26 protein-coding genes, 21 tRNA genes and 1 rRNA gene are annotated in these 25,538 nt (G+C 44.2%); 9 read left to right on the forward strand and 39 right to left on the reverse strand.

From position 1 onward, the window contains the following. Positions 1-14: 14 nt before the first annotated feature. The 9 genes from D4T97_RS07045 to D4T97_RS07085 all read right to left on the reverse strand — a co-directional run bounded on the left by D4T97_RS07045 (position 15) and on the right by D4T97_RS07085 (position 7,904). Positions 15-494, reverse strand: a complete 480-nt coding sequence (locus tag D4T97_RS07045) for a BMC domain-containing protein (RefSeq protein ID WP_126049079.1) — start codon at positions 492-494, stop codon at positions 15-17. 22 nt (positions 495-516) lie between these two features. Continuing rightward, positions 517-1,470 carry a hypothetical protein gene (locus D4T97_RS07050; protein ID WP_126049081.1) on the reverse strand — a complete coding sequence of 318 codons (954 nt, stop codon included), beginning with the start codon at positions 1,468-1,470 and terminating at the stop codon, positions 517-519. Between the two features lie 15 nt (positions 1,471-1,485). Beyond that, a complete protein-coding gene (locus D4T97_RS07055; protein WP_126049083.1) occupies positions 1,486-1,749 on the reverse strand; it encodes a BMC domain-containing protein in 264 nt (87 codons plus the stop codon). A gap of 42 nt (positions 1,750-1,791) precedes the next feature. Then, positions 1,792-3,129 carry a UbiD family decarboxylase gene (locus D4T97_RS07060; RefSeq protein ID WP_126049085.1) on the reverse strand — a complete coding sequence of 446 codons (1,338 nt, stop codon included), beginning with the start codon at positions 3,127-3,129 and terminating at the stop codon, positions 1,792-1,794. Next, positions 3,116-3,682 carry a UbiX family flavin prenyltransferase gene (locus D4T97_RS07065; RefSeq protein WP_126049087.1) on the reverse strand — a complete coding sequence of 189 codons (567 nt, stop codon included), beginning with the start codon at positions 3,680-3,682 and terminating at the stop codon, positions 3,116-3,118. Before D4T97_RS07065 ends, D4T97_RS07060 begins: the two co-directional genes overlap by 14 nt. Continuing rightward, positions 3,683-4,276 (reverse strand): cysteine hydrolase family protein, encoded by a 594-nt coding sequence (locus tag D4T97_RS07070; RefSeq protein WP_126049089.1) that lies wholly within the window; start codon positions 4,274-4,276, stop codon positions 3,683-3,685. It abuts the gene before it with no gap. A 15-nt stretch (positions 4,277-4,291) separates the two neighbouring features. Continuing rightward, on the reverse strand, positions 4,292-5,785 hold the full coding sequence (allB, locus tag D4T97_RS07075; protein ID WP_126049091.1) for an allantoinase AllB: 1,494 nt from the start codon (positions 5,783-5,785) through the stop codon (positions 4,292-4,294). 531 nt (positions 5,786-6,316) lie between these two features. Further along, on the reverse strand, positions 6,317-6,679 hold the full coding sequence (locus D4T97_RS07080) for a Na-translocating system protein MpsC family protein (protein WP_126049093.1): 363 nt from the start codon (positions 6,677-6,679) through the stop codon (positions 6,317-6,319). A gap of 436 nt (positions 6,680-7,115) precedes the next feature. Then, entirely contained in the window at positions 7,116-7,904 is a 789-nt protein-coding gene (locus tag D4T97_RS07085; protein WP_126049095.1) for an alpha/beta hydrolase family protein, read from the reverse strand. Between the two features lie 107 nt (positions 7,905-8,011). Between D4T97_RS07085 and D4T97_RS07090 the strand changes: the two genes are divergently transcribed. The 3 genes from D4T97_RS07090 to D4T97_RS07100 are packed head-to-tail and all read left to right on the forward strand — an operon-like array spanning position 8,012 to position 10,627. Next, the gene (locus tag D4T97_RS07090; protein ID WP_126049097.1) at positions 8,012-9,010 is read left to right on the forward strand and encodes an ABC transporter substrate-binding protein; all 999 of its coding nucleotides are present in this window, start codon (positions 8,012-8,014) and stop codon (positions 9,008-9,010) included. Positions 9,011-9,060: 50 nt separating this feature from the next. Further along, complete coding sequence (locus tag D4T97_RS07095) at positions 9,061-9,834, forward strand: ABC transporter ATP-binding protein (protein WP_126049099.1); 774 nt, start codon at positions 9,061-9,063, stop codon at positions 9,832-9,834. Next, positions 9,818-10,627, forward strand: a complete 810-nt coding sequence (locus D4T97_RS07100) for an ABC transporter permease (protein WP_126049101.1) — start codon at positions 9,818-9,820, stop codon at positions 10,625-10,627. Before D4T97_RS07095 ends, D4T97_RS07100 begins: the two co-directional genes overlap by 17 nt. A gap of 119 nt (positions 10,628-10,746) precedes the next feature. Here the strand turns inward: D4T97_RS07100 and ytkD are convergent, their stop codons facing one another. Further along, positions 10,747-11,220, reverse strand: coding sequence for an RNA deprotection pyrophosphohydrolase (gene ytkD, locus D4T97_RS07105; protein WP_126049217.1), 474 nt, complete (start codon positions 11,218-11,220; stop codon positions 10,747-10,749). A gap of 106 nt (positions 11,221-11,326) precedes the next feature. Beyond that, the gene (locus tag D4T97_RS07110; RefSeq protein WP_126049103.1) at positions 11,327-11,656 is read right to left on the reverse strand and encodes a hydrolase; all 330 of its coding nucleotides are present in this window, start codon (positions 11,654-11,656) and stop codon (positions 11,327-11,329) included. A gap of 163 nt (positions 11,657-11,819) precedes the next feature. On the opposite strand from D4T97_RS07110, the gene D4T97_RS07115 reads away from it, so the two are divergent. After that, on the forward strand, positions 11,820-12,074 hold the full coding sequence (locus D4T97_RS07115) for a DUF6154 family protein (RefSeq protein ID WP_126049105.1): 255 nt from the start codon (positions 11,820-11,822) through the stop codon (positions 12,072-12,074). A gap of 200 nt (positions 12,075-12,274) precedes the next feature. Here the strand turns inward: D4T97_RS07115 and D4T97_RS07120 are convergent, their stop codons facing one another. Next, positions 12,275-12,733 carry a Dps family protein gene (locus D4T97_RS07120; RefSeq protein WP_126049107.1) on the reverse strand — a complete coding sequence of 153 codons (459 nt, stop codon included), beginning with the start codon at positions 12,731-12,733 and terminating at the stop codon, positions 12,275-12,277. A 121-nt stretch (positions 12,734-12,854) separates the two neighbouring features. Between D4T97_RS07120 and ytzI the strand changes: the two genes are divergently transcribed. The 3 genes from ytzI (at position 12,855) to D4T97_RS07135 (ending at position 13,492) form a co-directional block, all read left to right on the forward strand. Next, complete coding sequence (gene ytzI, locus D4T97_RS07125) at positions 12,855-13,010, forward strand: YtzI protein (protein ID WP_126049109.1); 156 nt, start codon at positions 12,855-12,857, stop codon at positions 13,008-13,010. A 26-nt stretch (positions 13,011-13,036) separates the two neighbouring features. Continuing rightward, positions 13,037-13,255 (forward strand): membrane protein insertion efficiency factor YidD, encoded by a 219-nt coding sequence (gene yidD, locus D4T97_RS07130; protein WP_126049111.1) that lies wholly within the window; start codon positions 13,037-13,039, stop codon positions 13,253-13,255. Between the two features lie 84 nt (positions 13,256-13,339). Continuing rightward, positions 13,340-13,492: a DUF1540 domain-containing protein gene (locus D4T97_RS07135; RefSeq protein ID WP_126049113.1), complete on the forward strand. Its 153-nt coding sequence runs from the start codon at positions 13,340-13,342 to the stop codon at positions 13,490-13,492. Positions 13,493-14,123: 631 nt separating this feature from the next. Here D4T97_RS07135 and D4T97_RS07140 read toward each other — a convergent pair. From D4T97_RS07140 to D4T97_RS07160, 5 genes are all read right to left on the reverse strand, one after another. Continuing rightward, positions 14,124-15,593 (reverse strand): o-succinylbenzoate--CoA ligase, encoded by a 1,470-nt coding sequence (locus tag D4T97_RS07140; protein WP_126049115.1) that lies wholly within the window; start codon positions 15,591-15,593, stop codon positions 14,124-14,126. A gap of 449 nt (positions 15,594-16,042) precedes the next feature. Next, positions 16,043-16,861 carry a 1,4-dihydroxy-2-naphthoyl-CoA synthase gene (gene menB / locus D4T97_RS07145; protein WP_126049117.1) on the reverse strand — a complete coding sequence of 273 codons (819 nt, stop codon included), beginning with the start codon at positions 16,859-16,861 and terminating at the stop codon, positions 16,043-16,045. Positions 16,862-16,874: 13 nt separating this feature from the next. Further along, the gene (menH, locus tag D4T97_RS07150) at positions 16,875-17,702 is read right to left on the reverse strand and encodes a 2-succinyl-6-hydroxy-2,4-cyclohexadiene-1-carboxylate synthase (RefSeq protein WP_126049119.1); all 828 of its coding nucleotides are present in this window, start codon (positions 17,700-17,702) and stop codon (positions 16,875-16,877) included. Continuing rightward, positions 17,696-19,453 (reverse strand): 2-succinyl-5-enolpyruvyl-6-hydroxy-3-cyclohexene-1-carboxylic-acid synthase, encoded by a 1,758-nt coding sequence (menD, locus tag D4T97_RS07155; protein ID WP_126049121.1) that lies wholly within the window; start codon positions 19,451-19,453, stop codon positions 17,696-17,698. The genes menH and menD overlap by 7 nt, the downstream gene beginning before the upstream one ends. Next, a complete protein-coding gene (locus tag D4T97_RS07160; protein WP_164525499.1) occupies positions 19,450-20,844 on the reverse strand; it encodes an isochorismate synthase in 1,395 nt (464 codons plus the stop codon). Before D4T97_RS07160 ends, menD begins: the two co-directional genes overlap by 4 nt. A gap of 533 nt (positions 20,845-21,377) precedes the next feature. Here D4T97_RS07160 and D4T97_RS07165 point away from each other — a divergent pair. Both D4T97_RS07165 and D4T97_RS07170 read left to right on the forward strand, forming a co-directional pair. Continuing rightward, the gene (locus tag D4T97_RS07165; RefSeq protein ID WP_126049125.1) at positions 21,378-22,304 is read left to right on the forward strand and encodes a 1,4-dihydroxy-2-naphthoate polyprenyltransferase; all 927 of its coding nucleotides are present in this window, start codon (positions 21,378-21,380) and stop codon (positions 22,302-22,304) included. Positions 22,305-22,453: 149 nt separating this feature from the next. Next, the gene (locus D4T97_RS07170) at positions 22,454-23,206 is read left to right on the forward strand and encodes a TraR/DksA C4-type zinc finger protein (protein WP_126049127.1); all 753 of its coding nucleotides are present in this window, start codon (positions 22,454-22,456) and stop codon (positions 23,204-23,206) included. A 126-nt stretch (positions 23,207-23,332) separates the two neighbouring features. On the opposite strand, the gene D4T97_RS07175 is transcribed toward D4T97_RS07170, so the two are convergent. The 22 genes from D4T97_RS07175 to rrf all read right to left on the reverse strand — a co-directional run bounded on the left by D4T97_RS07175 (position 23,333) and on the right by rrf (position 25,534). After that, positions 23,333-23,404 (reverse strand) — tRNA-Glu (locus tag D4T97_RS07175). Positions 23,405-23,412: 8 nt separating this feature from the next. Continuing rightward, a tRNA-Ser gene (locus D4T97_RS07180) sits at positions 23,413-23,503 on the reverse strand. Between the two features lie 66 nt (positions 23,504-23,569). Continuing rightward, positions 23,570-23,641, reverse strand: a tRNA-Asn gene (locus D4T97_RS07185). Position 23,642: 1 nt separating this feature from the next. Further along, positions 23,643-23,719: transfer RNA gene (locus D4T97_RS07190), tRNA-Ile, on the reverse strand. 15 nt (positions 23,720-23,734) lie between these two features. Beyond that, a tRNA-Gly gene (locus tag D4T97_RS07195) sits at positions 23,735-23,808 on the reverse strand. A 12-nt stretch (positions 23,809-23,820) separates the two neighbouring features. Beyond that, positions 23,821-23,895 (reverse strand) — tRNA-His (locus D4T97_RS07200). A 29-nt stretch (positions 23,896-23,924) separates the two neighbouring features. After that, positions 23,925-24,000: transfer RNA gene (locus tag D4T97_RS07205), tRNA-Phe, on the reverse strand. 74 nt (positions 24,001-24,074) lie between these two features. Beyond that, positions 24,075-24,150: transfer RNA gene (locus tag D4T97_RS07210), tRNA-Asp, on the reverse strand. Positions 24,151-24,158: 8 nt separating this feature from the next. Beyond that, a tRNA-Met gene (locus D4T97_RS07215) sits at positions 24,159-24,232 on the reverse strand. A gap of 15 nt (positions 24,233-24,247) precedes the next feature. After that, a tRNA-Ser gene (locus D4T97_RS07220) sits at positions 24,248-24,340 on the reverse strand. A 25-nt stretch (positions 24,341-24,365) separates the two neighbouring features. Further along, positions 24,366-24,442, reverse strand: a tRNA-Ile gene (locus D4T97_RS07225). 11 nt (positions 24,443-24,453) lie between these two features. Then, positions 24,454-24,530, reverse strand: a tRNA-Met gene (locus D4T97_RS07230). Positions 24,531-24,554: 24 nt separating this feature from the next. Beyond that, a tRNA-Ala gene (locus tag D4T97_RS07235) sits at positions 24,555-24,630 on the reverse strand. A 16-nt stretch (positions 24,631-24,646) separates the two neighbouring features. After that, positions 24,647-24,723, reverse strand: a tRNA-Pro gene (locus tag D4T97_RS07240). A 14-nt stretch (positions 24,724-24,737) separates the two neighbouring features. Continuing rightward, positions 24,738-24,811, reverse strand: a tRNA-Arg gene (locus D4T97_RS07245). A 12-nt stretch (positions 24,812-24,823) separates the two neighbouring features. After that, positions 24,824-24,909: transfer RNA gene (locus D4T97_RS07250), tRNA-Leu, on the reverse strand. Between the two features lie 9 nt (positions 24,910-24,918). Continuing rightward, positions 24,919-24,990, reverse strand: a tRNA-Gly gene (locus tag D4T97_RS07255). Between the two features lie 6 nt (positions 24,991-24,996). Continuing rightward, a tRNA-Leu gene (locus D4T97_RS07260) sits at positions 24,997-25,078 on the reverse strand. Between the two features lie 4 nt (positions 25,079-25,082). Beyond that, positions 25,083-25,158: transfer RNA gene (locus D4T97_RS07265), tRNA-Lys, on the reverse strand. 55 nt (positions 25,159-25,213) lie between these two features. Then, positions 25,214-25,289, reverse strand: a tRNA-Thr gene (locus tag D4T97_RS07270). 5 nt (positions 25,290-25,294) lie between these two features. Continuing rightward, positions 25,295-25,370, reverse strand: a tRNA-Val gene (locus tag D4T97_RS07275). A gap of 48 nt (positions 25,371-25,418) precedes the next feature. Then, a 5S ribosomal RNA gene (gene rrf, locus D4T97_RS07280) occupies positions 25,419-25,534 on the reverse strand. Positions 25,535-25,538: the final 4 nt, after the last annotated feature.

The following is a 25,538-nucleotide window of genomic DNA, read 5'->3' on the forward strand; positions in this document are numbered from 1 at the left end:
AAATGTTATATTTGTTAATTCTTTTCTTCGTCCTCGTTACCGGCGATATTCTTTGTCTCGATGTCATCCACAACTTTGTCTTTGGCTTTTGAACGCCCCTTGCTCGTTTTTGAAACCCCGGAAGATTTACCTGGCTTCTTTTCAGGCTTCATATTTTCTGGTACCGGCTGAGGGACATTTGGAGGCTCCTGCTCCGCAGTATTCTTTATGAGAAATTTGCTCAAAAGCTTCTTACTTACCTCAGAGTGCGCCCTTGGGATGACATCCGTCGAAATGATTTTTCCAATCAGCTCCCCCTGCTTTCTCCCTGCTTCCACAGCCGACGAGACAGCTGCCACATCCCCGGAAAGATGTATGGTTACTCCGACATATCCGCCTACTCCGATTACCTTTTCCATTCCGATGATTTCCACATCGGCCGCTTTTACTGCAGCGTCCGCTGCCGAAACTGCTGTAGTAAAACCAACTGTCTCAATAAGTCCGAGTGCAAACAATCAAGTCATCCTCCTTTCGGGGCTATATCGTCATCTTGTCTGCGCTTGTCAGCCGGCCCGCCTCTTTCTTCAGCTCGGTGACAAGCTCGGAAATGACATGATAATTTCCTTTCAAAAGCAAATACTTTTCCGCAATCTCATAATCGAGACCAGTATTTTCAAAGTTTTTCAGGAGGGAATCCATCAACACGATGCTTGTGTAATATGGAACTCCTTCCAGAATGGCGATAGCATCAACTGATAGGCTGATATTGAGTTGTTTCGTCAGCCATGGACTTGGGGAAATGGCTGTAAATGTTTCAAAATGCTTTAAGGAACGCCTGTTAAGCTTTTGATAGATTTCATTCATGACCCTTTCAAGCCTGTCAACATCGTCATCATAAAATTCAGCAATGAAAGGTCCATCCCCATCTCTTTCCCATGATATGTAAAATTTGATGTCCTGATTATCACGAATAATTTCATTGACCAGAAAAAGGTAACTGGGCAGGCATTCCGGCATTCTCACTGCTCCTACCGCTGCTCTGTTTAACGGTCTGTGGAAGCTTCCCATCAATTCCTGTGGAAGATTCGGGAAAAACCAGACACAGCCTCCGTTTCGGGTATGTCCGACAATTTTGGCGGATTTATTTTCCCTCTGGTCACCTTGTCGGGGTACACCGCTTTTTCTTGATACTTTCCCCTGAGCAAGTGATATCGATCTGAGTCTCGATATGGAGTCTTCATTAAAATGTTTATCCGACAAAGTATTCAGGGGGCTTTGGCCTCTGGGTTTCTTATGGCCTGCGATTGATGCTCCCGGCTTTTTCAGGCCCGAAAGTCTTTGTTCCTGCTTTAATTTCTGATAGTTAGGCCTTTTAATATCATTGAGGGCTACGTTTCCAGACGGCCTGTCCCTGCGATCTACCTTACTTGAAATAATCGTTTTATTTCCCTGGAGAACTTCCTGCACCACCTGCTTCATCACATCCGACAAGTTTTACACCTCCCTTTAAAGAATTTTTTTCAGCTCAGGATGCGGCCGTGGAATGACATTTGATGATATCAGTTCGCCGCCGGCAATATCCGGGGCAAGCCTTCCAATTTCGACGGCTGCACTGACGTCCGCGACATCTCCTTCAACAATGACTGTCACCAGGCCCGATCCGACCCTTTTCATGTCCACCAATGAGATATTCGCAGCTTTTGCCATGGAATCAAGCGCCTCAATTGCTGCTGTCAAACCTCTTGTTTCCACTAAACCTATTGCACTCATCCAATCTCACCCGCTTTCGCTTTAAAGCTTATAGTGCTCCTCTTATATATAATCGTTTAAATCAATCTCTATAGGGACAGATGTTCTTCTGAACATCTCTTTTTCGGAGAGCGGGTATGTTGCATCTATCCCCATTTTCGCAGTTATGCCTCTTAAGTTATGTGATGATTCCAAGGGAGAACCCTTGGCGCCCGGGATAATAAAGACATCCTTATCAGCCTGGCAGCGAGTTGCAATCGCCCACTCGACATCCTCAGGGTTAAAAATATCGACATCGTCATCCACTACGACGACATGCTTCAAATCTTTATCGCTGGCAAATGCAGCCAAGGCAGCCTGTTTGGCATCGCCTTCCGTCCTCTTCTCGATTTGAATGACCGCATGAAGTCGTGCAGCGGCAGCCATTGGAACATGGACAGCTTTTACATTTTCAACCGTTTGTCTGACTGTGCTTAATAACGTCATTTCACGGACAAGACACATCGGTAATCTTTCTTCAGAGCTTGAGGGGAAAATGGTTTGGGAAATTGGATTGTTGCGGTAGGTGATGGCCGTCATTTCTACAATAGGCTGAAGCTCATTTCCGCCATAATAGCCGCCGAGCTCTCCGAAAGCTCCTTCTTGATCCCGTTCATGCGGAAGTATTTTCCCTTCCAAAACGATTTCGGCTTCCGCAAGCACTTCAATATCCACTGTCTTGCATTGAACGACATCCAGCGGCTGACCAAGAAGTGCACCGGATACATCCAATTTATCCGCATGAAATAAATGGGTGCTGAACTGTGATGCCAGCACCACTGCCGGAACCACTCCAAACATGACGGCAATTTCCATGGGTTCCCCTCTTTCTTCGAAGTACGCAAATTGCCGATTCAGCTCAGGGGATGTGATCACAATATTCGTTTTATTTCCCCCAATGAATTTCATTCTTCGAATAGAGGTATACCTTTTTTTCCCTTCCAGATCTTTGACAACAAGTACTCCGGATACATAGTAAGCTCCGCAGTCTTCCGTGTGAAAGGTAGGTATTGGAAAAAAGTCGTCCAAATCAAATGGAGGTAAGATGACATTTTCATGGACGGGGCCGGTAGGCACCATATTTGTCGGAATCGGATTGATAATCGCATCGACCATCTTTGGAAGCAATTCATTTTCATCGAGTCCCATGCTGTCAGCCATTAGTTTACGGTTGCCACCAAGACCGGCAGCCATCGGAACAGTATACCCCTGAACATTTTCAAACAGGACAGGCTGCTCCCCTTTCAGTGCTCTTACAACAGCTCCCAATTCGTATTCGGGGCTAACTTCTTTACTTATCCGATACATCAATCCACGCTTGTCCCAATCTGCAAGCAGCTCTCTCATATTAAGGGGATTCATTCTTTTCACCCCATCTCTCCATCAATTCGTGTTCGATATCCAATTCATCCAATATACGGGCTACAATAAAATTCACCAGCTCCCAAATTTCCGTTGGATGGTGATAAAAGCCCGGGCTCGCCGGTAAAATTGAAACCCCCGCTTCAGCCAAGGTTGTCATGTTCCGTAAATGAATCACATGAAAAGGGGCTTCTCTCGGAACGATTACAAGATTTCGCCTTTCTTTCATGACAACGCTCGCCGCCCTGGTTAACAGTGAATCCCCCACTCCATTCGCGATTGCCCCTAAAGAGTTCATTGAGCAAGGCACTATGACCATCCCATCAGTCTTAAAAGAGCCGCTCGCAATCGAAGCAAACAAATTTTGATTATGATGGACTACAGCATACTCTTTTAAATCTTCCACTTTTACGCCGCATTCAAATTGCATAACCTTTACTCCCGTTTCGGTTGCAACTACGTGGGTTTCAATTCCCAATTGATGAAGCGCACGGATCAATGTATATCCATACAATGATCCGCTCGCTCCCGTTATGCCGACGATAATTCTCATTTAGACTGTTTGCGCATCCTGGGAGAATTTTTCTTTAGCGGCATCCATATATTCATCCGTAGTCATCACTTCACCAAAAATTCCAATATCTCGAAGTCCTCCGCGATGCATATCTTCATCCTGGGATGCTGTTGCATCGGACAGGGCAATGACGTTATATCCGTGGTATAAGGCATCCGATGCTGTGCTTCTTACACAGACATTCGTCCAAACGCCTGTAAGGACAACCGTATCAATTTTTTCTTCTCTTAAAAACAGATCAAAGTCAGTATAGCTGAATGCGCTGTGGCGCCGCTTTTGAACGATATAGTCGCCTTTGTCCTCCTCAGGCTGCAGTTCATCAATAAATTGCGATCCCCATGTGCCCTTGATTGCATGTACTGGTCTTACCCTGAAATCCGCATCATTTTTACGGTGGGCTTCCTGGACATGCACGACCTGAATACCGTTATCGTGGCAAAAGTCGATGGCTTCCCTAATTTTTGAAACAATTTTTTCACCGTTCTCACACCGCAATACGGCTTTTTCACCAATAAAATCATTCAGCATGTCAATGATGACCAACGCATGCTTTTCCCCTTTCAACTTTGCCATATATACCTTCCTCCCTTAGTTTGTAATCATGTCTCTCTTTAAAGCTTTTTCCATACGAGGCTTAGCTTCAGCCTCTTTGGCTCCTTCTTCGAATGTTTCATATTTTATGACGCGCTCCAGGCTTTGAATGCTCTGTCTTTTCACGTACTGTCCATATCCGGCCTCGCCCATGATTCCTCCGTTATCTTCATCGTAGACGACCCTGCCGCGGACTATTGTCTGAATCGGCTTCCCTTTGAGCTTCAATCCGTGAAGCGGGTTATATTTTGCCATGGATTCCGTCTTTTGCTCGTCAATAGTATATTCACGTTCCAAGTCGATGACTGTGAAGTCCGCATCACTCCCAATCTCCATGGCGCCTTTTTTCGGATATATTCCGAAATGGATGGCTGCATTTCTGCTTGTCACTTCTACGAAACGGGAAAGTGACAGCCGCCCTTTATTCAACCCTTCACTGACAAGAATCGGAACCATTGTTTCAACTCCTGGAATACCAGGGAAGCTGTTCCAGATAGTTGAATCAGGAGCATCCTTTTCTGTCGGAATTTCATATGGGGCATGGTCGGTTCCGACAAAGTCGATTGTGCCATCGGCCAATGCCTGCCAGTGAACGATATTGTCCTCTTTTTCCCTGAGCGGAGGGGCTATCTTTGCAAATGTGCCACGTTCAGACATGGAATCTTCTGCGTTAAGCATCAAGTAATGCGGACATGTTTCCGCAGTCACTTTCACCCCACGCTTTTTGGCTGCTCTTACAAGCTCAACCCCTTCTTTTGTACTCATATGGACAACATGGACTCGCGCACCCGTCGCCTCAGCAAAACTGATAATGAGCTGTATCGCAGCTTTTTCTGCAAGCGCCATTCTAGCTTCCGCCCATGCCGGACCGTCAAGACGCCCTTCCTTTTTAAGCTTTTCGGAATAAAAAGTACATATATCATAATTTTCCGCATGGACGCCAATCGGCATTCCTGTTGGAGCGATATGACTGAAAATCTCAAGCATCTCTGCGTCTGACACCTTAGGGAATGTAGGTACTGACGGAGTCATATACACTTTAAAAGCAACAACGCCTTCATCTATTTGCGGCTGGATATTGTCAAGCAGCCCTTCCCTAACATCTTCTCCTGTCATTCCTCCCCAGAAAGCAAAGTCTATGTAGGCCTGATCTTTCAACGGGGCAAGTTTTTTATGGAAGCTTTCGGCATCGCGTACGGAGGGCTTACTGCAGCATGGCATATCAATATGAGTGGTCACTCCTCCAGCAGCAGCAGATCTTGTGCCCGTTGTAAATGTTTCACGATGTGTGAAACCTGGATCCATAAAGTGGGTATGCGGGTCAATGCACCCTGGAACAACTAAATTCTCTTTCATATCAATAACCCTGTCAGCGGATAAACCGTTTAATGCTGAAGTGAACCCGACAATTTTTCCATCGTCAACGAGTATGTTTGTTTTTACCTTTCTATCTCCCTGCGGGATTAGTGCATTTTTTAAAATTAAATCCATTTTTTTCTCTCCCTTCAAAATCATTCATATGCAAAATGCTAGCTTAATAGAATTGACAGTTTAAGACGAGAGTGCTCGGTTCACCTCCTTATAAAGAAAAGCGCAAGCGCCTTGATTAGCCCGACAAGCACAAGATGATTCCCGAGGAGCAGTTCTTCAGCCAAGCTACTGACTTTAATTACATCATGCGAATCATCATCGAATATGCCTCATGCAGCTTTGCTATGATGCTCCATGGCTTCTCTCAATAGGCCGTGCCGCAGGAGCACTTCTTCCTTGCTGGCTTGTGACCCCGAGGGGCTAGGACGCTGGACAGTCATAGTAGTCCTGAAAATCATTAATTTAATAATTTTTTATATAAAAAACCGCAGATTCAAAATACTCCCTCAAAACTTAGGAATATACTGAATCTGCGGTTCAAATAATCTCCGTTCAACAGAGACTTATGTAACCGTTTCAATACAGTCTTGAATAAAAACGGACTTGCGCTTTCATTCCAGAGTGCTCTAGATATTTACTAAATCGCTTCTCTTATATGATTTTCCCGTCGAATATGACGACACAAACTGCATCTTCTGAATCCGGATCATAGTCTTTCAAAACAGATATGACTTTCATGCCGGTTACGTCTTCCACTATCTTTTTGAGCTTAATCTTAAACTCGACAATCAATGCCGCATCGGCATACGTTGTCAGCTCCCAAAAATTTTTGCTCAAAGCTTTAAAAGCCGTAACGCGCTTATGTTTTGCAAAGATAATAACCCTGTCATCATGAACATCTACCCTTTGGCTCCGGACCCCAGTAGCATAAAATTCCTGATTGACCCGATTGTACACTTGGGCAATGTCTCTTTTTAAAGTTCTGATTTCTATCTCTGTTGAGGTTTCATTCATCTTGATGACCCCCTTGCACTTATAATGTTAAAGAATTCATTTACAACTGTCAAGTTGTTTTTAGAAAATTAAATGTTACCTAAATAAATGGAATCATTTTAATTTTCCTGTGCAGATACAGTCAATATTCAGCTGAACTTAAAGTATTGGAAGTCCTAATAGAAATGAATTTTATAGGGCCTTTATATTTTTTAAAAAAGAGATTTGGTGATGTCTGTTTATGGAATGATCTCTACCTCAGTGACATCAGCCATTCTATTTGGTAATTTATCGCTGCCGTTTTATATAGAAGATGAGCAGCTGACGGCCCGTCATTGTTGAAGAGATGCTGACAGAAAATGAGCTAAGTTCTATGATGTACCTAGTCTTTTCTATTAACCTTATGTTAAAAAACCTTCCCTCCAGAGAATGCCAACCATTCAATGGAAGGAAGGTTTTATTTTTGCGTTTTTTTCATCCATGTGCAAACATCATGAACAACCTGCCTGTTAAGATTCGGCGGAAAATAGTGATTGACGTGTTCAAAATACCAAGTTTCCACTGGCTTCCGAAGTGCAGTAAGTCTTTTTTCAAGACGGTAAGCATGCTCTACCGAAACATTTTCGTCACGCAAACCATGGATAATCAATACAGGTGGGTTCAAATCCTCCAGCTGATAAAGAGGCGTGCGGTATTCGAATTCATCAACAGCGGTTTTCGGAGACCCTCCGATCACCCGCTTCATCATTCTTCTTAAATCCTTCCGTTCCACATAGGTAAGTGCCATATCGGATACTCCTCCCCACACAACAACGGATGCTGCATCTCCGTATTTAATGCCGGTTAAAAGTGCCATTACACCGCCTCGTGAAAATCCGAATATATGAATGCGGCTGCTAACGACGGAGGGATGGCTTCTTAACAATTCATATGCCGAAAAAGCATCCTTCCGATCCTCGCCTGCAAAGTCTTCATTCCCTTCACCGCCTCTATTCCCTCGATAATATGGAGCGAATACGATAAATCCTTCGGAAGCGAACTGTCCGATTCTTGCCGCCCTAACCATTCCGACGTTCTTAATTCCTCCCCTTAAATAAAGCATTCCTTCGTACATGCCTGTATGAGCCGGTTCAGCCAAAAGGCCTTTCACTCTCAAGCCGGCGGATAAATAAGTTATAAGGTACATATTTACATTGGGATTTGGTGATGGAAACGGGAATTTCTCCAAGATTTGTGGTTTTTCCATAAGTGTTTTGCTCCCTTGTCAAAAATAATCACATATTTCTGGGCCCTACATACGATATGTTAGCCCAATTTACTAAAGTCCTGCAAGACTTGACAGGAGGTACATGAATGAAAGCTTGGATTAAGATAGCTCTGTTGGCGGCTGCTGCTTTCCTGTTGATTTTTTCAACTGCCTGTTCACAGAAGGAAGAAGTGAAAAAAGTGAAGCTGGCAGAAGTAACGCGTTCTGTTTTTTATACTCCTCAATATGTTGCCCTGGCCAAAGGATACTTTAAAGAAGAAGGTTTGGATGTCGACTTAAAAACGACCTGGGGCGGCGATAAAACGATGACAGCCCTTTTATCTGACGCTGCCGATATTGCGTTAGTCGGTTCGGAAACGTCCATTTACGTATACGCTCAGGGGGCCAGCGACCCGGTCATCAATTTCGCCCAGTTGACGCAAACTGACGGAACATTCCTCGTATCCCGTGAAAAAAATGATCAATTTGATTGGGATCAATTGAAAGGATCGACATTCCTCGGACAGCGGAAAGGCGGAATGCCGCAAATGGTCGGCGAGTTTGTTCTGAAAAAACATGGGATTGACCCTCAGAACGATCTCGAATTGATTCAGAACATCGACTTCGCAAACATCGCCAATTCTTTCGCATCCGGCACCGGTGACTATGTTCAATTGTTTGAGCCAACAGCTTCTGTCTTTGAAAAAGAAGGAAAAGGCCACATTGTCGCTTCATTTGGAGAAGAGTCAGGCCATGTTCCATATACAACGTTCATGGCAAAAGAAAGCTATATAAAGAAAAATGGTGAGACAGTTGAGAAGTTTGTCCGCGCCCTCTATAAAGCACAGCAATGGGTAGAAAAAAGCAGCGGAGAAGAGATTGCTGAAGTCGTTCAACCGTACTTTGAAGACTCTGATTTGGAAACATTAGCCATTGTTATAGAACGATATAAGAACCAAGGCTCTTTTGCAGAAAAAATGACATTAACGGAAGACGGCTGGGAGAATCTTCAAAACATCATGGAAGAAGCCGGTGAGCTTCCTGAAAGAGTGGATTACAACAAACTTGTAAATACAGAAATTGTAGAAAAGGTGATGAAAAAGTAAGTTCATTCCAGAGGCGGCTTGGAAATACAGTAAAGGAGGCCGGAAACATTATGAGTTTTCTAACAGCTGAAAATATCGGGCACCATTATTTCTCTTTATCATCAGTCACAACCGCTTTGAAAGACGTGTCATTTTCCATTGAAGAAGGCGAATTCATTTCTCTCATCGGTCCATCAGGTTGTGGCAAAACAACCTTGCTGTCCATCTTGTCGGGATTACTGGCGCCAAGTGACGGTACAGTTAAAATTGACGGCCAGCCTCCTGATTTGCAAAATAATGTGATTGGCTATATGCTTCAGCAGGATTATTTATTTCCTTGGAAGACAATCGAGGAAAATGTTCTGATTGGGCTGAAATTGAATCGGCAGCTTAATGATGATACAAAAGAAAGCGCCTTGCAGTTTCTTCAAAAAATCGGATTGAAAGGCGTGGAAAAACAATTTCCACGCCAGCTTTCAGGGGGAATGCGCCAACGTGCAGCCTTGGCACGTACGATGGCAGTCAACCCTAAGCTGTTGTTATTGGATGAACCCTTTTCTGCTCTCGACTACCAAACAAAATTAAATCTTGAAGACCTTGTTTTTGAAATATTAAAGGCATATAAAAAGACCGCCGTCCTCGTCACACATGATCTTGGTGAGGCAATTTCGATGAGTGACAGGATTCTGCTGTTTGCCGCCAACCCGGGCCGGCTCCACAAAGTGTTTACCGTTCCTGACGAATTACGCAGACAGACGCCTTTCGAAGTCCGCAGCAAAGATGCATACTCTGAATTATTCAGCATCATCTGGAGGGAGCTGGAGACACTTGAAGAAAGCAAATGATCCAAATCTCCTTCACTCGCAATACAAACAGAAGCTTGCCGGAGAAAAACGCTGGATTCTTTTCTACCAGCTGCTGATCGTCACTCTGTTTTTCAGCTCTTGGGAGATGGCGAGCCGCGGCAAATGGATTGATCCTCTCATTTTTAGCTATCCTTCCAAGGTTTGGGGCCTCCTCATCGAAAAGATCTCTGATGGATCTCTGTTCGCACACCTAAGTGTCACTGTATTTGAAACAGTGATGGGGTTTATTCTGGGTACGCTTCTCGGAACGATTTTGGCAGCGATTCTTTGGTGGTCGCCATTTGTTTCCAAAGTACTTGATCCATATCTTGTTATCCTGAACGCCATGCCGAAAGTCGCGCTAGGACCAATTTTAATCGTTGGACTTGGCCCGGGTTTCACATCGATCATTGCCATGGGAGCAATTATTTCCATCATCATCACAACGATTGTCGTCTATACCGCTTTTCGTGATGTCGATGAAAATTACGTAAAGGTTTTGCGTACATTCGGTGCTACAAAACGGCAATCATTTCAGAACGCCATTTTGCCGGCTTCCTTTCCGACTATCATTTCCACTTTAAAAGTAAATGTCGGTTTATCATGGGTCGGTGTCATCGTCGGCGAATTTCTTGTGTCAGCTAAAGGACTTGGCTATATGATTATCTATGGGTTCCAGGTATTTAATTTCACCCTGGTTATGCTGGCACTTTTCCTGATTGTCATCTTTGCGACAATCATGTATCAGCTTGTCGAGTGGCTTGAAAGGAAAATCATTAAAGATAAACTTTGAGGAGTGCTATCTAGTGGTCCGTAAAGGTGAAGCGGGTGGAAACAAGGTGTCCCACCTGCTTTGTGCGTCTATCAAACGTTACGAGTGAGGAAGGTACGTGAATTACGACCGCGTCTTTCCTAATAAAGATTCATTTCCATCGCTTTATGCAATGCTGCCGCAACCACTTCATCTTTCATAATAAAACTGAAATCATCATCGTGAAGGCGGCAGATGAGGTCTCCATCCAGTAACGCTGGACCATTTGTCTCAAAGTAAGTGTCTTTTTTCTCCAATTGGATAACTTCGGCAAACAGGATTGCTTTGACAAAAGGATTTTTCGGATCAAAAACTTTATATTCTCCTAAATAATCCTTGACCTCCGCGATTCCACCTGTTTCCTCTAGAACCTCTCTTATTGCCGCTTCTTCCATAGACTCCCCCTTTTCCACCTTGCCTCCTGGAAATTCCAAGCCGCGTTCAGCATGTTTTGTCAACAGCCATTGGTTTTTATATCTGCAAATGACCAGCACGTGACCAGGCATTATAGAAAAGGCATTCTTTTTAAAAGCCAAATGCACTTCATTTTGATTCACATCAAAAAATTTAAGCATCATTTCGTGTCTTCCTTTTATAAAATGTAGTAAAATGAAAAACGTTGGAAACTCCATCCAACGTTTTTACTATACTATAGATGCCAGCCGACTCAAATAATGCAGCTTATTCGCTTTTAAAATCGTTAAGGATTCCCATGCTTTTTATATGTTCCCGGGCTTCCTGATCACCAAGTTCGTAAATCATACTGTAAGTCCTTATTAGATTTTGATCATGCTGATCATTGGTTGGATCATGAGAGTACTCTACAAAAGGAACATGTGCCCTTAAAAAATCGTCTATGCTATTGTCTTGGTTGGAATCGAATATTTCGCGCAGTATGGTGATTTCATCATCATTTGCTTCAATTTTAAACTCCCAGGGGGATGCCGAAGGGGTAGACATGATTTCTCCAGCTCCGACCGAGATATAATATGTTTTCTTTTGTTGTTCCAAAGCAAGTGGCTCCTTTAATGAATTTATATGTATATTTTGAGTTGGAGCAGCTTATTTTATTCTTAATAGATAATTGTCACTTATATTTGATTGTTCATACCATTTACGGGTATATATATAATAAGCTAAAGAAAAACGTATTTTGTGAAAAGGAGTTAACCGAATGAAACTCATCGATGAATTGTTTGAAATGTATCGCGATAAACTTACTGGTGATGAAGAGGATTTAGATATGATCACCTTTGCGGTGCTTGAAGGTTACGATCATGAAGACCTATTGGAAATTGTAAAGGACATGAACGAATATGAACTACAATACTTCATCAGACTTTACATGATGGAAACTTTAAAAGGGAAATTTGCGCAAATTGAAGGCAGGAAGCAAGACGGAGCTTCGTTCTATAGACATCTTCACTAAAAGCTACATAATTGATCAAATTTAATGAGGCTGTCCAAAAGGCGTTTTCGCAGACTTTCTGGACAGCCTTTCATTTTTGGCGGTTTAATGCGACCCCTTGACCGGAATATAATACCGGGCTGAAATTGGGCAGTGGCCATGAATAGAAAGACTGTCCGATCTGCCCGTAAAAGTGGCAATCTTTCAAAATTCATTTTACATTATTGAACTTTCTCACCCAAAAAGGCATTCAGCATCCAAATGTGCTTTTCCAGACTCTGATGGATAGATAACAGCATATCCCCAGTTGTTTCATCTCCGGATTGATCGGCGAATTCGATTCCTTTCTTCAACTCAGCCGTCAGAGTCTCAAAATCATTAACCGTAGCCTGAACCATCTGCTCCGCTGATTTTTCAGCCTCTGCTTCCTTGACGCTTGCAAGCTCAAGCGACTCCCTTAGAGTAGCAACCGGTTCTCCTCCCAATGCCAAAAGCCTTTCTGCCAGTTCATCAACATGCAGGGCTGCTTCGTTGTAAAGTTCCTCAAACTTTGCGTGCAACGTAAAGAAGTTTGGCCCTTTTACATACCAATGAAAATTATGTAGCTTTGTAAAAAGTACTGTCCAGTTTGCCACCTGCTTATTTACAAGCTCAATTAATTGTTCTTTTTCCGTTGGCATATTTATCAATCCTCCTCCAATTACTTTACCCTATTTTTAACAAGACAAACATATATATGCTCCCCTTTTGTATTGAAAACTATGCTACAATAGGCTCAAGCAAGAAGGGAGAAAATAACTGATGAAACTTGTTATGATACTATCCGTCATTATTTGCATCGTTGTCGTCCTCGTGACCGCTTTGGTTACTTCTAAAGCATATTCAGTCAAACACTCAGTCGATCCAATTCCAAATGACGATAAAAATAATCCTATAAATGAAAACCGGACACCTTGATCTAATTTGGAAAGAAGCGACCATCAATGAAGCAAATTTTCATTTTACTTATCCGTTTTTATCAAAAGTTCATATCTCCGTTAAAGCCTCCAACGTGCAGATTTTACCCAACCTGTTCGAGTTATGGACTTGAAGCCATTCGGAGGTTCGGGGCCATTCGCGGAGGATGGCTGACGCTTAAACGGATCGTTAAATGTCATCCGTTCCACCCTGGTGGAATTGACCATGTCCCAGAGAAAAAATAGCCAGATTTGACGGTTCTTTCCTCTCATATGAACATCTTTAGCGTTAAAACTATTCATGTATCAACTTACAAGGAGTGATACTGAATGGCTGAAGACGTACTTTGTGAAGTGAAAAATTGTCATTTTTGGCAAAAAGGCAACCAGTGTGCAGCGGACCAGATCTATATAGTGAGCCATACTGGGAAGGAAGCCGATACTCAACGGGAAACTGATTGCCAAACCTTTGTACAAAAATAAACAAGAAAAGCGCAAGCGCCTGTTCATCGACGTACAGACTGAGCCGAAATGCGGAAACGCCTTGATCAGCCCCGAAAAGCACAAGACGATTCCCGAGGAGGCAGTACCTCAGCCACCACAGGGAATTGGCTTGTGACCTCGAGGGGCTAGGCGTTGCAGCTAGACAAGAGTGCCTCCAACGAGATAAAGGAAACACGGCGACGAAGGCCGCCTCAGACCGCCACATCCTGTGGCTTCGGTGGCACTAGGACGTCCTGTCCGTCGGAGCCGATGTTGACTTATCGTAGGCAAGCTGCTTCTTCGAGAAACATCCTGGGCTTTGCGACGAGCTGAACAAAGCTTCTTCGAATCAACTATGGCGCAGGAGCACTAGAGGCGCGAAGTCTGCTAGTCGATAGGCGCTGGAGCTAGACAAGAAAACATTATCCACATTTGTAGAATTTTATACGCTATACACGCAAGAAAAGCGAGGAAGCCTGTTGGCTGATCCTCGCTTTCATTTTTTTCAAATTCCCCGTCCACTCTTTGAAGTGTGGGATGAATGTCAGCCGTAGCAGAAATGCACTCGGCCTTTGATAGTTAGTACCCCACTGAAATTATTCAGCTTGCTCATTTATGAATGGATTGAGTATCAAGTTAGCAATGAAGTCAAATGTCTGCGCATCAATTTGCCTGCACCATTGCGTGGCATTTGTTCGATTTGAATGATTTTTTGGGGAACCTTGAATGCTGCAAGCCTTTCCCTGCAGAAGCTAATTATTTCTTCTTCAGTAACAGGCTTTTCCGCCACAATAAATCCGTATGGAACCTGGCCCCATTTCGGATTGGCAATTCCTGTCACACCCGCTTCCAGCACCGATTCATGACTTAAAAGAACCTCTTCTATTTCGGCAGGATACACGTTTTCCCCACCTGAAATAATCAAGTCGGAACGGCGGTCAAGGATAAACACATACCCTTCTTCATCCTTATATCCCAAATCCCCAGTAGAAAACCAGCCGTCTTTGAATGAGTCCCTGTTTGCCTCTTCCCTTTTTAGATAACCTAGCGTAACATTAGGCCCTTTTACAAATATTTCTCCTTCTTCATTCGCCCCCGCTTCTTTTTGCTCCCTCATAATTTTTATTTGGGAAGGAAACAAGGACTTACCAGCAGATCCAAGCTTCCGTAAACTATCCTCGGGTGACAAAGTGACAATCTGGGATGAGGTTTCCGTCATCCCGTAGGTTTGAAATACCGGGATATCTCTCTCCTTGCATGATTCAAGGAGAGGCTTTGGTACAGGCCCGCCTCCAACAAGCATACAACGAAAATGCGGGTGATAATTTCCTTCGCCCAATTCCACCAGCATTCTGCTTAACATAGAACTGACTGCCGACATGATTGTGACTTCTCCAGATTTTAATAGCCTGTTTACGGCGCTCTCATCAAATTTTTCCATTAAAATGACAGGTATCCCGTAAATAACACTTCTCATCAAAATTGAAAACCCGCTTATATGGAAAATTGGTACAGTACAAAGCCATGAATCATTCTCTTGCAGCCCAATATTCAAAACCGATCCAGAAGCGCTCCACCAATGATTTCCGTATGTTTGCAAGACCCCTTTGGGCTTTCCGGTTGTTCCTGATGTGTACATGATGGAACAAACCTCATTAAATGCGAATTCTTTTTGGATTTCAGGTTCTGATACAGGCCCTTCAAGTAATTTTTTGACAGAGATCATCTGTAATTCAGCATATAATCTATTCAGGTCATCTGCAGTTTTGGAATAATCCTCATCATAAATCAGCAGGTCCGCTTCACTGTCTTGGATTTGAAACAATAACTCACCTGCAGTCAGCCTGCTGTTTAAAAATACGGTCTGGATTCCTAGCAACTGAAGACCATGGATAAACCAAATTGTCTCAGGCTTATTTTTCAGTAGAATAGCTGCTCGTTTCTTTTCCTTTTGTAAAAGTCCGGCAATTTTTCCTGCTGACTTTTCTGCCATCATGTACATCTCTTTAAATGTCCAAGATTCATTATTGAAAACGAGAGCAGTACGTTCCGGTGACAAATCGGCCCTTTTCTTCAGCCAATTTGGAGTGGTAGTTTCCATCTGAAAGACTCCTCGCTGTTTATTCTTAAAAAAGACCCGATGGATCACCACCAGGTCTTTTGAGGAAATATATACTCTGTATTGCTTCGACGAACAAGAAGCCATCCCGATGCAACGGACCTTGCGCTTTTCTCTGTCCAGCGACGCACAGGATGTGCTAGTGCAGGCGAAGCGACAGGACGTCGCTGACTGAGCCTGCCTTCAGCGCCTAGCCTAGCCCCTAGAGGTCACAAGCCTGCAAAGAAGACTATTCATGGAAGTATGTGCTCCTGCGGCAAAGCATATTCGAGGAAGTGACTGTTCACCTCGTCGCAAAGCTGCATGATGCATATTCGATGATGCATCACATGATGTGATTGAGGTCAGTAGCTTCCCTGTGGTGGCTTAAGAACTGCCTCCTCGGGAATCGTCTTGTGCTTGTCGGGACTTAACAGGCGCTTCCGCTTCTTTTAAGGGAAACGAGGGAACTGTCCAAAATCAGGCTTGCGCTTCTCTTTAAACGCGTCCCGTCCCTCTTTTGCTTCGTCTGTCGTATAGTAAAGCAATGTTGCATCTCCAGCCATCTGCTGAATACCGGCAAGACCGTCTGTATCAGCATTGAATGCCGCTTTGAGGAAGCGAAGGGCTGTTGGGCTTTTTTCAAGCATTTCCTCACACCATTTCACTGTTTCCTCCTCGAGCTGGTCTAGCGGTACGACTGTATTGACCAATCCCATATCTAGAGCTTCCTGTGCATTGTACTGGCGGCAAAGGAACCAAATTTCTTTTGCTTTCTTATGTCCGACGATACGGGCTAAATATCCGGAACCATAGCCAGCATCGAAGCTTCCGACCTTTGGTCCGGTTTGACCGAATACTGCGTTATCCGCTGCAATAGTCAAGTCACAGACAACATGCAGAACATGTCCGCCCCCAATGGCATAGCCAGCTACCATGGCCACAACTGGTTTTGGAATGACCCTGATCAATCTTTGCAAATCCAATACGTTTAAACGAGGGATATTGTCTTCTCCGACATAACCGCCGTGCCCTCTGACTGATTGGTCTCCGCCTGAGCAGAATGCTCTGCCGCCAGCACCTGTAAGAACGATGACGCCAACATTCTCATCATCTCGCGCGTAGGCAAAAGCATCAATCAATTCCATGACAGTTTTAGGTCGAAATGCATTATGTACCTCCGGCCTGTTAATCGTCACTTTTGCAATTCCATTATACGTCTCATATAAAATATCTTCATATTCTCTTTCTTTCGTCCAGTTGATTGCCATAAAGGAACCTCCTTCAAGATAATTGTTCCTGTTTCATCAGAAACTCCTTCACTATTGTATCAAATATCTCCGGTTCTTCCACGTGTATCGCATGCCCTGCTTTTTTAATCTCCATCAATGTGGATTCTGGGAGCAGTTGATTCATTTCTTGAGCAATTTTACAAAACTTTTCATCCAACTCTCCGCAGATCAGCAAAACCGGCAGCTTAAGTTCATTTAATCTTTGCCACCAGGAAGGCTGCCTCCCCGTTCCAAAGCCTTTTAAACTGTTTGCCAGCCCAATAGGATCATTTTTCAGTCGCTGCGCCCGTATTTGATTCTGTACATCCACAGGAAGATTCTTCTGCGTTTGAAAAAGAGGAATGTTTCCCCAGTAATTGACAAATCTTTCAATGCCTTTGTCTAAAATTTTAGCGGCAAGAGACTCGTCGCTTTTAATCCTTACTTCTTTTTCCTTTTCCGTCTTCAGACCTGGGGACGAACTTTCAAGCAACAGGCTTTTGATTCTCTCTGGAAATATCATTGCAACACCAAGAGCAAGCCTTCCACCCATCGAATAGCCAAGAAGATGGGCACTGTTTATTTGAAGTTGATCCATAATATGAATGATATCTTTTGCAGCCCTTTTCATCTCATAGCGTTCAGGAAATTCCGGCGTGACCGTTTTCCCATGACCAAGCAAATCAATGGCTATCACATGAAACGAATCTTCTAACGTTTGTCCCAAACCTTTCCAAGTGGTGTGGTCCCCAGTGAATCCGTGTAGAAGAATAACCGATGGGGCGCTCCTTTTACCATATATTTCCACATTGTGTAAAACACCATCGACAGTTATCAGCATTGTTCATCACTTTGGAGATAATTGTTTATTTCCCGGGAAACCTGTTCCCATAATTCACGATGAACCTGTAAATTATTTGCCCGGTCTGTTGGGATCTCAATAATGTTCAGACCTTCGTTGGAAGCGGCCTCCCTTATGGAAACCTGCAAATCTTCCCAATCCAGGACTTTCGTATATTGAGCGTTATATAACATGGCAGCATGCTCAAAATTTAAGCCAGTCGGTGTTCCGAAAACCAACTCGAAGGTCTCCCCTTCTTCCGCTTGCGGCAAGTGGGAGAAGATGCCCCCTCCATCATTGTTCAATAAAATAATATTGATATTGATTTTGTGCATCTTGGCAGCAAGAAGACCATTCATGTCGTGAAAGAATGATAAGTCTCCTATTAAAAGAAAGAGCGGCCGGTGATGTACGGCGGCTCCGAGAGCACTTGAAACAACACCATCAATTCCGTTTGCCCCGCGGTTTGCCATCAGCCGAATATTATTTTCGTTTGTGTGAAAAAACGTATCCATGTCCCTTATTGGCATGCTATTCCCGATAAAAACCGTACTTTCGGGGGGCAATGTTTCACAAATTATGGATACGGCCTTTCCTTCTTCAATGTCGGATATTGTCTGGATGTAAGATTTGATCACATTTTTTGCCCGTCGATTCGCGCCAAACCATAAGTTTTTCCATGTTTCATCGTTTTTTTCTTCCGCCAGTGTCTGCAGATCGCGGCAGAAAGTAGTCTCATCACAGTGAATCATTTGTGTGCTGATGCGGTTAGGGTCACGCCAGCCGCCTCCACCGTCGATGATCAGATGTTCAGCCGACTCTTCAATGCCTTTCAAAAACAATGAAAGCGGCTTGGATACAGGCTGCCCGCCAAATTGAATGACAAGCTCCGGTTTGAGCTTCTCCTTGGCTTCCTTGGATTTAAGAATAGCATCGTAGGAGTCGATGACCATATCTTTCTCAAAAAGACCGCTTCTCAGCTGGGAAAGAGGATCAGCCAGGATCGGATAGCCCAGTTTTTTTGCAAGAGAAAGCACTGCTTCAGGAAATTCGTTTTTATCTATATTTCCACAAACAATCAACCCTCTTTTAGCCATCGAACACTTTGTAGAAATCTCTTTGTATATTTCAACCGGAATGTTCAAATGCCCTTCAGCCACCAGGGGAAGGGTATTATCCGTAACATATTCAAATGGCGTTGGCTGTAATCTTGGTACAAGCGGCTCCCTTAACGGGAAGTTGACATGTACTGGTCCCGGAAGAAGGCCATTGGACACGGATGCCGCACGTATCGCGGAAGTCTTTGCATATTTTATCATTTCTTGTCCACATTCAGGCAAAGCCATGTCTGCAAACCACCTTACATATCTCCCAAATAAATGAAGCTGGTCGATTGCTTGGGGTGCGCCTACATCCCTCAGCTCATGGGGACGGTCAGCAGTTAGAATAATTAACGGAACCCTTGAAAGACTGGCTTCAATGACCGCAGGAAAATAATTGGCTGCAGCAGTTCCTGATGTGCAAAGAATGGCAACCGGTCTGCCTGAGGCTTTTGCCAGGCCCAGTGCAAAAAAAGCGGCCGAACGTTCGTCGATATTCATATATACTTGGATGTCTTTATGCTCAACAAATAACATGGCCAGCGGGGTAGACCTGGATCCGGGGCTTATAACAACTTCTTTTACCCCGGCCCGGGCCAGCCCTTCAATGAAGCCGGCTGCATATTCCGTCAATGTTTCTTGCCAGTTCATTCACTCTTTCCTCCTATTGCCTGCAACATCGGTTGAAATTTGATACTCGTTTCTTTTAATTCATCACTTGGATCTGAATCGGCAACTAACCCGCATCCGGCATATAAATAGGATTGTTTACCTTTGAGCAAGCCTGAACGAATAGCAACAATAAATTCTCCATTTCCTTGAAAATCAGTCCAACCGATAGGTGAAGCATAAAAACCTCTGTCCATTTTTTCTTTATCTCTAATTATTTGCATTGCCCTGTCTGTTGGTACGCCGCCTAGTGCCGGTGTCGGGTGAAGCTCTCCAACGAGATGGAAAATTGACGTGCCCGGCTTGGACACTCCACATACTGGTGTATATAAATGCTGTATATATGGCGTCTTCAAAAGCACAGGCTCATTTGGAATGTCCAGCTCCTCACAATACGGCTCTAATGCTTTCTTGATCATCTCAACGACCAAGGCATGTTCAAATAGATTTTTTTCATCATTTAACAGCATGTTACCCAGTTCTTTATCTCTTTTAGGATTATCACTCCTGCCGATTGAACCTGCCAAGCTTGTTGATAAAACCTGATCATTCATCTTTTTTACAAGCCTTTCAGGAGATGCCCCGGCAAAGCTCCCATCTGAAGTTTCCAACATAAAAATAAAGCTGTCCTGCTGCTGGGTATTAAGCTGCTCCAAAACATAGTCTGTTAACAAGGGCTCAGAGAAACTTAACTTTAACTCCCTGGATAAAACAACCTTGTCGACAGTACCTGAAGTCTTAAGTTCGTCTATCACTTCTGAGACTGACTTAAGCCACTCGGGAACAGAAAGCTCTTCTTTGTTCACCAAGTTCGGTGAAGTTATTTCGGAACGCTTGACATTGTCAATTAAAAGATCAAAAGATTTTTTCACCTGATTTGAGTGGGGGAGCATTTCTTCACTCTCAAAAAGGTTTACTGTCAAATAACAGTCTTCCCCAGTAATTGTCAGCATATATTCAGGCAAATAAAACAAAGCGTCACCAAATGGCCCCCACTTTTCCTCTTTCACGCTATAAGGGTCAAAAGAAAAACCGCCAAACAAAAGCGGTCCCGTTCCCGGAGCTTGAAAGGGGTTATTAATGACTGCGGAAGCAAGCAATTCATTCCACTCTGCTTCGATTTGGCTGAAACGGTCATCTGCTCTTCTATTAAAGAACGTATGGAGATGGCCCACACCGACAATAGCCGTATGATCATCGGGACTTGTCCAAAAAAACCGTTCTCCGTCATAAGCAGGCTTATTTATTTGATAGAAGGCAACAGGATCAACCTTTTTCACCTTTTTTGTAAAACTTACCAAAACTTTATTGGTTTTGGCGTCTTTATGCTTTAAGGTATTTATCTGCTTTGTTTGGTACGGTGAATTAATCAATATAAATCTCTCCTAAAGCGATAGGCTTATCTTATAAGTAAAGAAAGTATAACTTAAAAGAAAAGCTTTATTCAAAAGAAGCTTTTCTTTGTCCAGCTCCGACGGACAGGATGTCGCGTCCTGAGCCTGCCGAAGCCACAGGATGTGGCGATTGGAGCGGCCCAGCGCCTAGTCCCTCTAGGTCACACAACGAAACAAGAGTGCTCCTGCGCCATAGCTTATTTGAAAAAGTGTTGTTCAGCTCGTCGCAAAGCTGGATGGGGCATTTTCAAAGACGTTTTTCAAGATGCTTTCAAGTAAGCTGCTAGCTTAAAGAACTGCCTTCTTGGGAATTGTCTTGTTTGCCCACGCTAAGCAAGGCGCTTGCGCTTTTTCGATATCTCTTACCTTATTATATATGAAGGGAGGCACTAAATGTAGTAAAACAGCTCTTCTTGTTCATGAAACTTTCATGTTTGCTTCGAAAAGGATTGACACTTTATCATTCATTCTCTACACTTTATTAGGTGAATATGTTAAGGGAGAGAAATTTTATGAATTTTCATGCTCAGTCTGCCGTCCCATCAGAAAAAGGCTGGCGGATTTGGTGGCGTTTGACTCGCCCGCATACATTGACAGCTGCGTTTGTCCCAGTACTGCTCGGAACAGTCTTGGCTGCAAAGCAGTACCCTTTACATTGGCTTCTTTTTGCTTCGATGCTGATTGCAAGCCTTCTGATCCAAGCAGCAACAAATATGTTCAACGAATACTATGACTTCGCCAGGGGGCTCGATACAAAGCACTCAGTTGGCATTGGAGGAGCTATTGTTCGGGATGGGGTCAAACCAGGGACTGTCCTAGGCTTGGGGTTTGCTTTTCTAGCAGTTGCCCTGCTTCTTGGAATTTATATTTCTGCCAATAGCAGCTGGTGGCTAGCTGTCATCGGACTTGTCTGCATGGCTGCAGGTTATTTTTACACTGGAGGTCCCATTCCGATTGCATACACTCCATTTGGAGAAATCACTTCCGGATTTTTCATGGGATTTGTGATTACCCAAATAGCCTACTTTATCCAAGCAGGGAAAATAGAGACAATTAGTGTACTAGCTTCCATCCCGATTTCTATTTTGATTGGATCTATAATGTTAGCCAACAATATTCGTGATTTGGACGGTGACAAGAAAAACGGAAGGAAAACAGTAGCAATCCTTCTAGGCCGTAAAAAAGCAATACAATTATTGGCAGCGATGTTCATTGTCTCATATTTGATAATTTTAGCCTTGATATTATTTTTATCCATATCTCCTTGGCTTCTTATTACTTTCGCCAGTTTACCGAAGGCATTCAGTGCAGTAAAAGGTTTTATCGGAAAGACAGAACCTATTCAAATGATGCCGGCAATGAAAGCTACAGCCCAGACGAATACAATTTTTGGATTTTTGATGGCTATCAGCTTCCTGATCAGTAACCTCATAAAATAACTGTACACGTCCAGTAAAATCTGGGCGTGTTTTTTTATATCCCGCGCCCATGTTTACTTTAACTGAAATAAAGGAAAATAAGTACTACGTCATTTTTACTCTGAAAAAGCTCATACTAAACTTAAACAGTAAAGGGAGTGACTGACATCATGCTGACTGATCGTCAATTAAATAAATTAAAGGAAATGCTTATCGAAGAAAAGTATAACTTGCAGGGCACGATAGATGCAGAGGACGGGATTTTGGAACATGAGACCGAAAAGGAGAGCACGGAACTCTCTTCTTATGACAATCATCCTGCCGACTTGGGGACTGAGCTGTATGAGAGGGAAAAAGATATGGCCCTGTCGGTTCACGAAGAAGATCAACTTGGAAAGGTTGAGGCAGCACTATCCTTAATGGAGAATGGAACCTACGGCCAATGCAAAGTATGTGGGAAGGATATCCCCTACGATCGCCTAGAAGCTATTCCATATACTACCACGTGTATGGAGCATACTCTTGAGCAATCAATACCTGATGATCGGCCTAACGAGGAGGATTATTTAAAACCTGCTTATGATAATTCTTTTGCCGGCCGCCACAAAGAAGAAGGCATACGGGATTATCACGACAGTTTCCAGGAAGTAGCGAAATTTGGGACCTCAGAAACACCATCTGATTTTGAAGGTGACTATGACAGCTATGGAGACCTTTACGATGACGAAATATCGGACGGCTTTACAGAGGAATATGAAATGTTTACGGGCAATGACATTACCGCAAGTGAAAGTGAAGTTCTTCAAACTGAAAAAGAACGTGAATATGAGGATCTTCTGGATGAAGCGGGTACTGACACTACTTTTGGCGACCTCCCATATAAGTATACGGATGGATATGTAGACAGAAAAAAAGAGCAATAATGATTTCTATTAAAAGAGAAACCTATTCTTCACTGCATGCGAAGAACCGGCTTTGACACCCAGCTTATCATTTCCTAAATAAAGCACAAAAAATCCATTCCGTTAGGAATGGATTTTTGATTAGGATGACCCCTACGGGATTCGAACCCGTGTTACCGCCGTGAAAGGGCGGTGTCTTAACCGCTTGACCAAGGGGCCATAATATATGGCGGAGAAGGAGGGATTTGAACCCTCGCGCCGCTTACACGACCTACGCCCTTAGCAGGGGCGCCTCTTCAGCCTCTTGAGTACTTCCCCACTATAATTTTCATAATACTGCTTACGGTCAATAGAGTGAAAACTTTTAAGGCATAGAGATTAAAACTCCGCAGGTAGGATTCGAACCTACGACCGATCGGTTAACAGCCGATAGCTCTACCACTGAGCTACTGCGGAATGGTGGGCCTAAGTGGACTCGAACCACCGACCTCACGCTTATCAGGCGTGCGCTCTAACCAGCTGAGCTATAGGCCCATTGAAAAATATATTTGGAGCGGGTGATGGGAATCGAACCCACGACAACAGCTTGGAAGGCTGTAGTTTTACCACTAAACTACACCCGCATGGTTATTTAATGGGGCGACTAGTGGGAATCGAACCCACGATGTCGGAGCCACAATCCGATGCGTTAACCACTTCGCCATAGCCGCCATGCAGTGCCGTTGTTTGAACGCCTTAATGGTGGCTCAGGACGGAATCGAACCGCCGACACAAGGATTTTCAGTCCTTTGCTCTACCGACTGAGCTACTGAGCCTTATATAGTTAAGCTATGAGAAGTTTTATAACAGTCTCAGCAGAATAATTGTTCGGCTGCTTTGTTAATAAAAATGGCGGTCCCGACGGGAATCGAACCCGCGATCTCCTGCGTGACAGGCAGGCATGTTAACCGCTACACCACGGGACCATATTATATTGCGGGAGCAGGATTTGAACCTGCGACCTTCGGGTTATGAGCCCGACGAGCTACCGAACTGCTCCATCCCGCGACGATAGAATTAAGATGGCGGAGGAAGAGGGATTCGAACCCCCGCGCGGTTTAACCCGCCTGTCGGTTTTCAAGACCGATCCCTTCAGCCAGACTTGGGTATTCCTCCAATGAAAGTGAAAGTGAAAGTAAAATGGTGGACCTTGTAGGACTCGAACCTACGACCGGACGGTTATGAGCCGTCTGCTCTAACCAACTGAGCTAAAGGTCCTACAAAAGGTATGGTAGCGGCGGAGGGGATCGAACCCACGACCTCACGGGTATGAACCGTACGCTCTAGCCAGCTGAGCTACGCCGCCCACATATTACTTAGTATATTAAATTGGTGGAGCCTAGCGGGATCGAACCGCTGACCTCCTGCGTGCAAAGCAGGCGCTCTCCCAGCTGAGCTAAGGCCCCATTGTTAGTTAAAAAGTGGTCGGGAAGACAGGATTTGAACCTGCGGCCCCTTGGTCCCAAACCAAGTGCTCTACCAAGCTGAGCTACTTCCCGTTAATATTATGTAACGCGCCCGACAGGAGTCGAACCCATAGCCTTCTGATCCGTAGTCAGACGCTCTATCCAATTGAGCTACGGGCGCAAATTTTTGAAATGCCGAGGACCGGAATCGAACCGGTACGGTAGTTACCTACCGCAGGATTTTAAGTCCTGTGCGTCTGCCAGTTCCGCCACCCCGGCAAAGTAAAGAGCGGAAGACGGGGTTCGAACCCGCGACCCCCACCTTGGCAAGGTGGTGTTCTACCACTGAACTACTTCCGCTTAATATGCGGGTGAAGGGAGTCGAACCCCCACGCCTTACGGCACTAGATCCTAAGTCTAGCGTGTCTGCCAATTCCACCACACCCGCAAAATGGTGAGCCATGCAGGATTCGAACCTGCGACCCTCTGATTAAAAGTCAGATGCTCTACCAACTGAGCTAATGGCTCTTTTCGAAATTAAGTTTCCAGTCACTCGACATAATCAGACAGAAACAATTTAGAATGGTGCCGGCCAGAGGACTTGAACCCCCAACCTACTGATTACAAGTCAGTTGCTCTACCAATTGAGCTAGGCCGGCATTTATGGTGGAGGATGACGGGTTCGAACCGCCGACCCCCTGCTTGTAAGGCAGGTGCTCTCCCAGCTGAGCTAATCCTCCATAATATAGGATGTTGTGTTTTCATCTGCTATCTGTTAAAGATAATCTGCCTGGCGACGTCCTGCTCTCACAAGGGGAAGCCCCTCACTACCATCGGCGCTGAAGAGCTTAACTTCCGTGTTCGGGATGGGAACGGGTGTGACCTCTTCGCTATCGCCACCAGACTAT

The sequence above is a fragment of the Siminovitchia acidinfaciens genome (assembly GCF_003605385.1).
Classification (GTDB): domain Bacteria; phylum Bacillota; class Bacilli; order Bacillales; family Bacillaceae_C; genus Siminovitchia; species Siminovitchia acidinfaciens.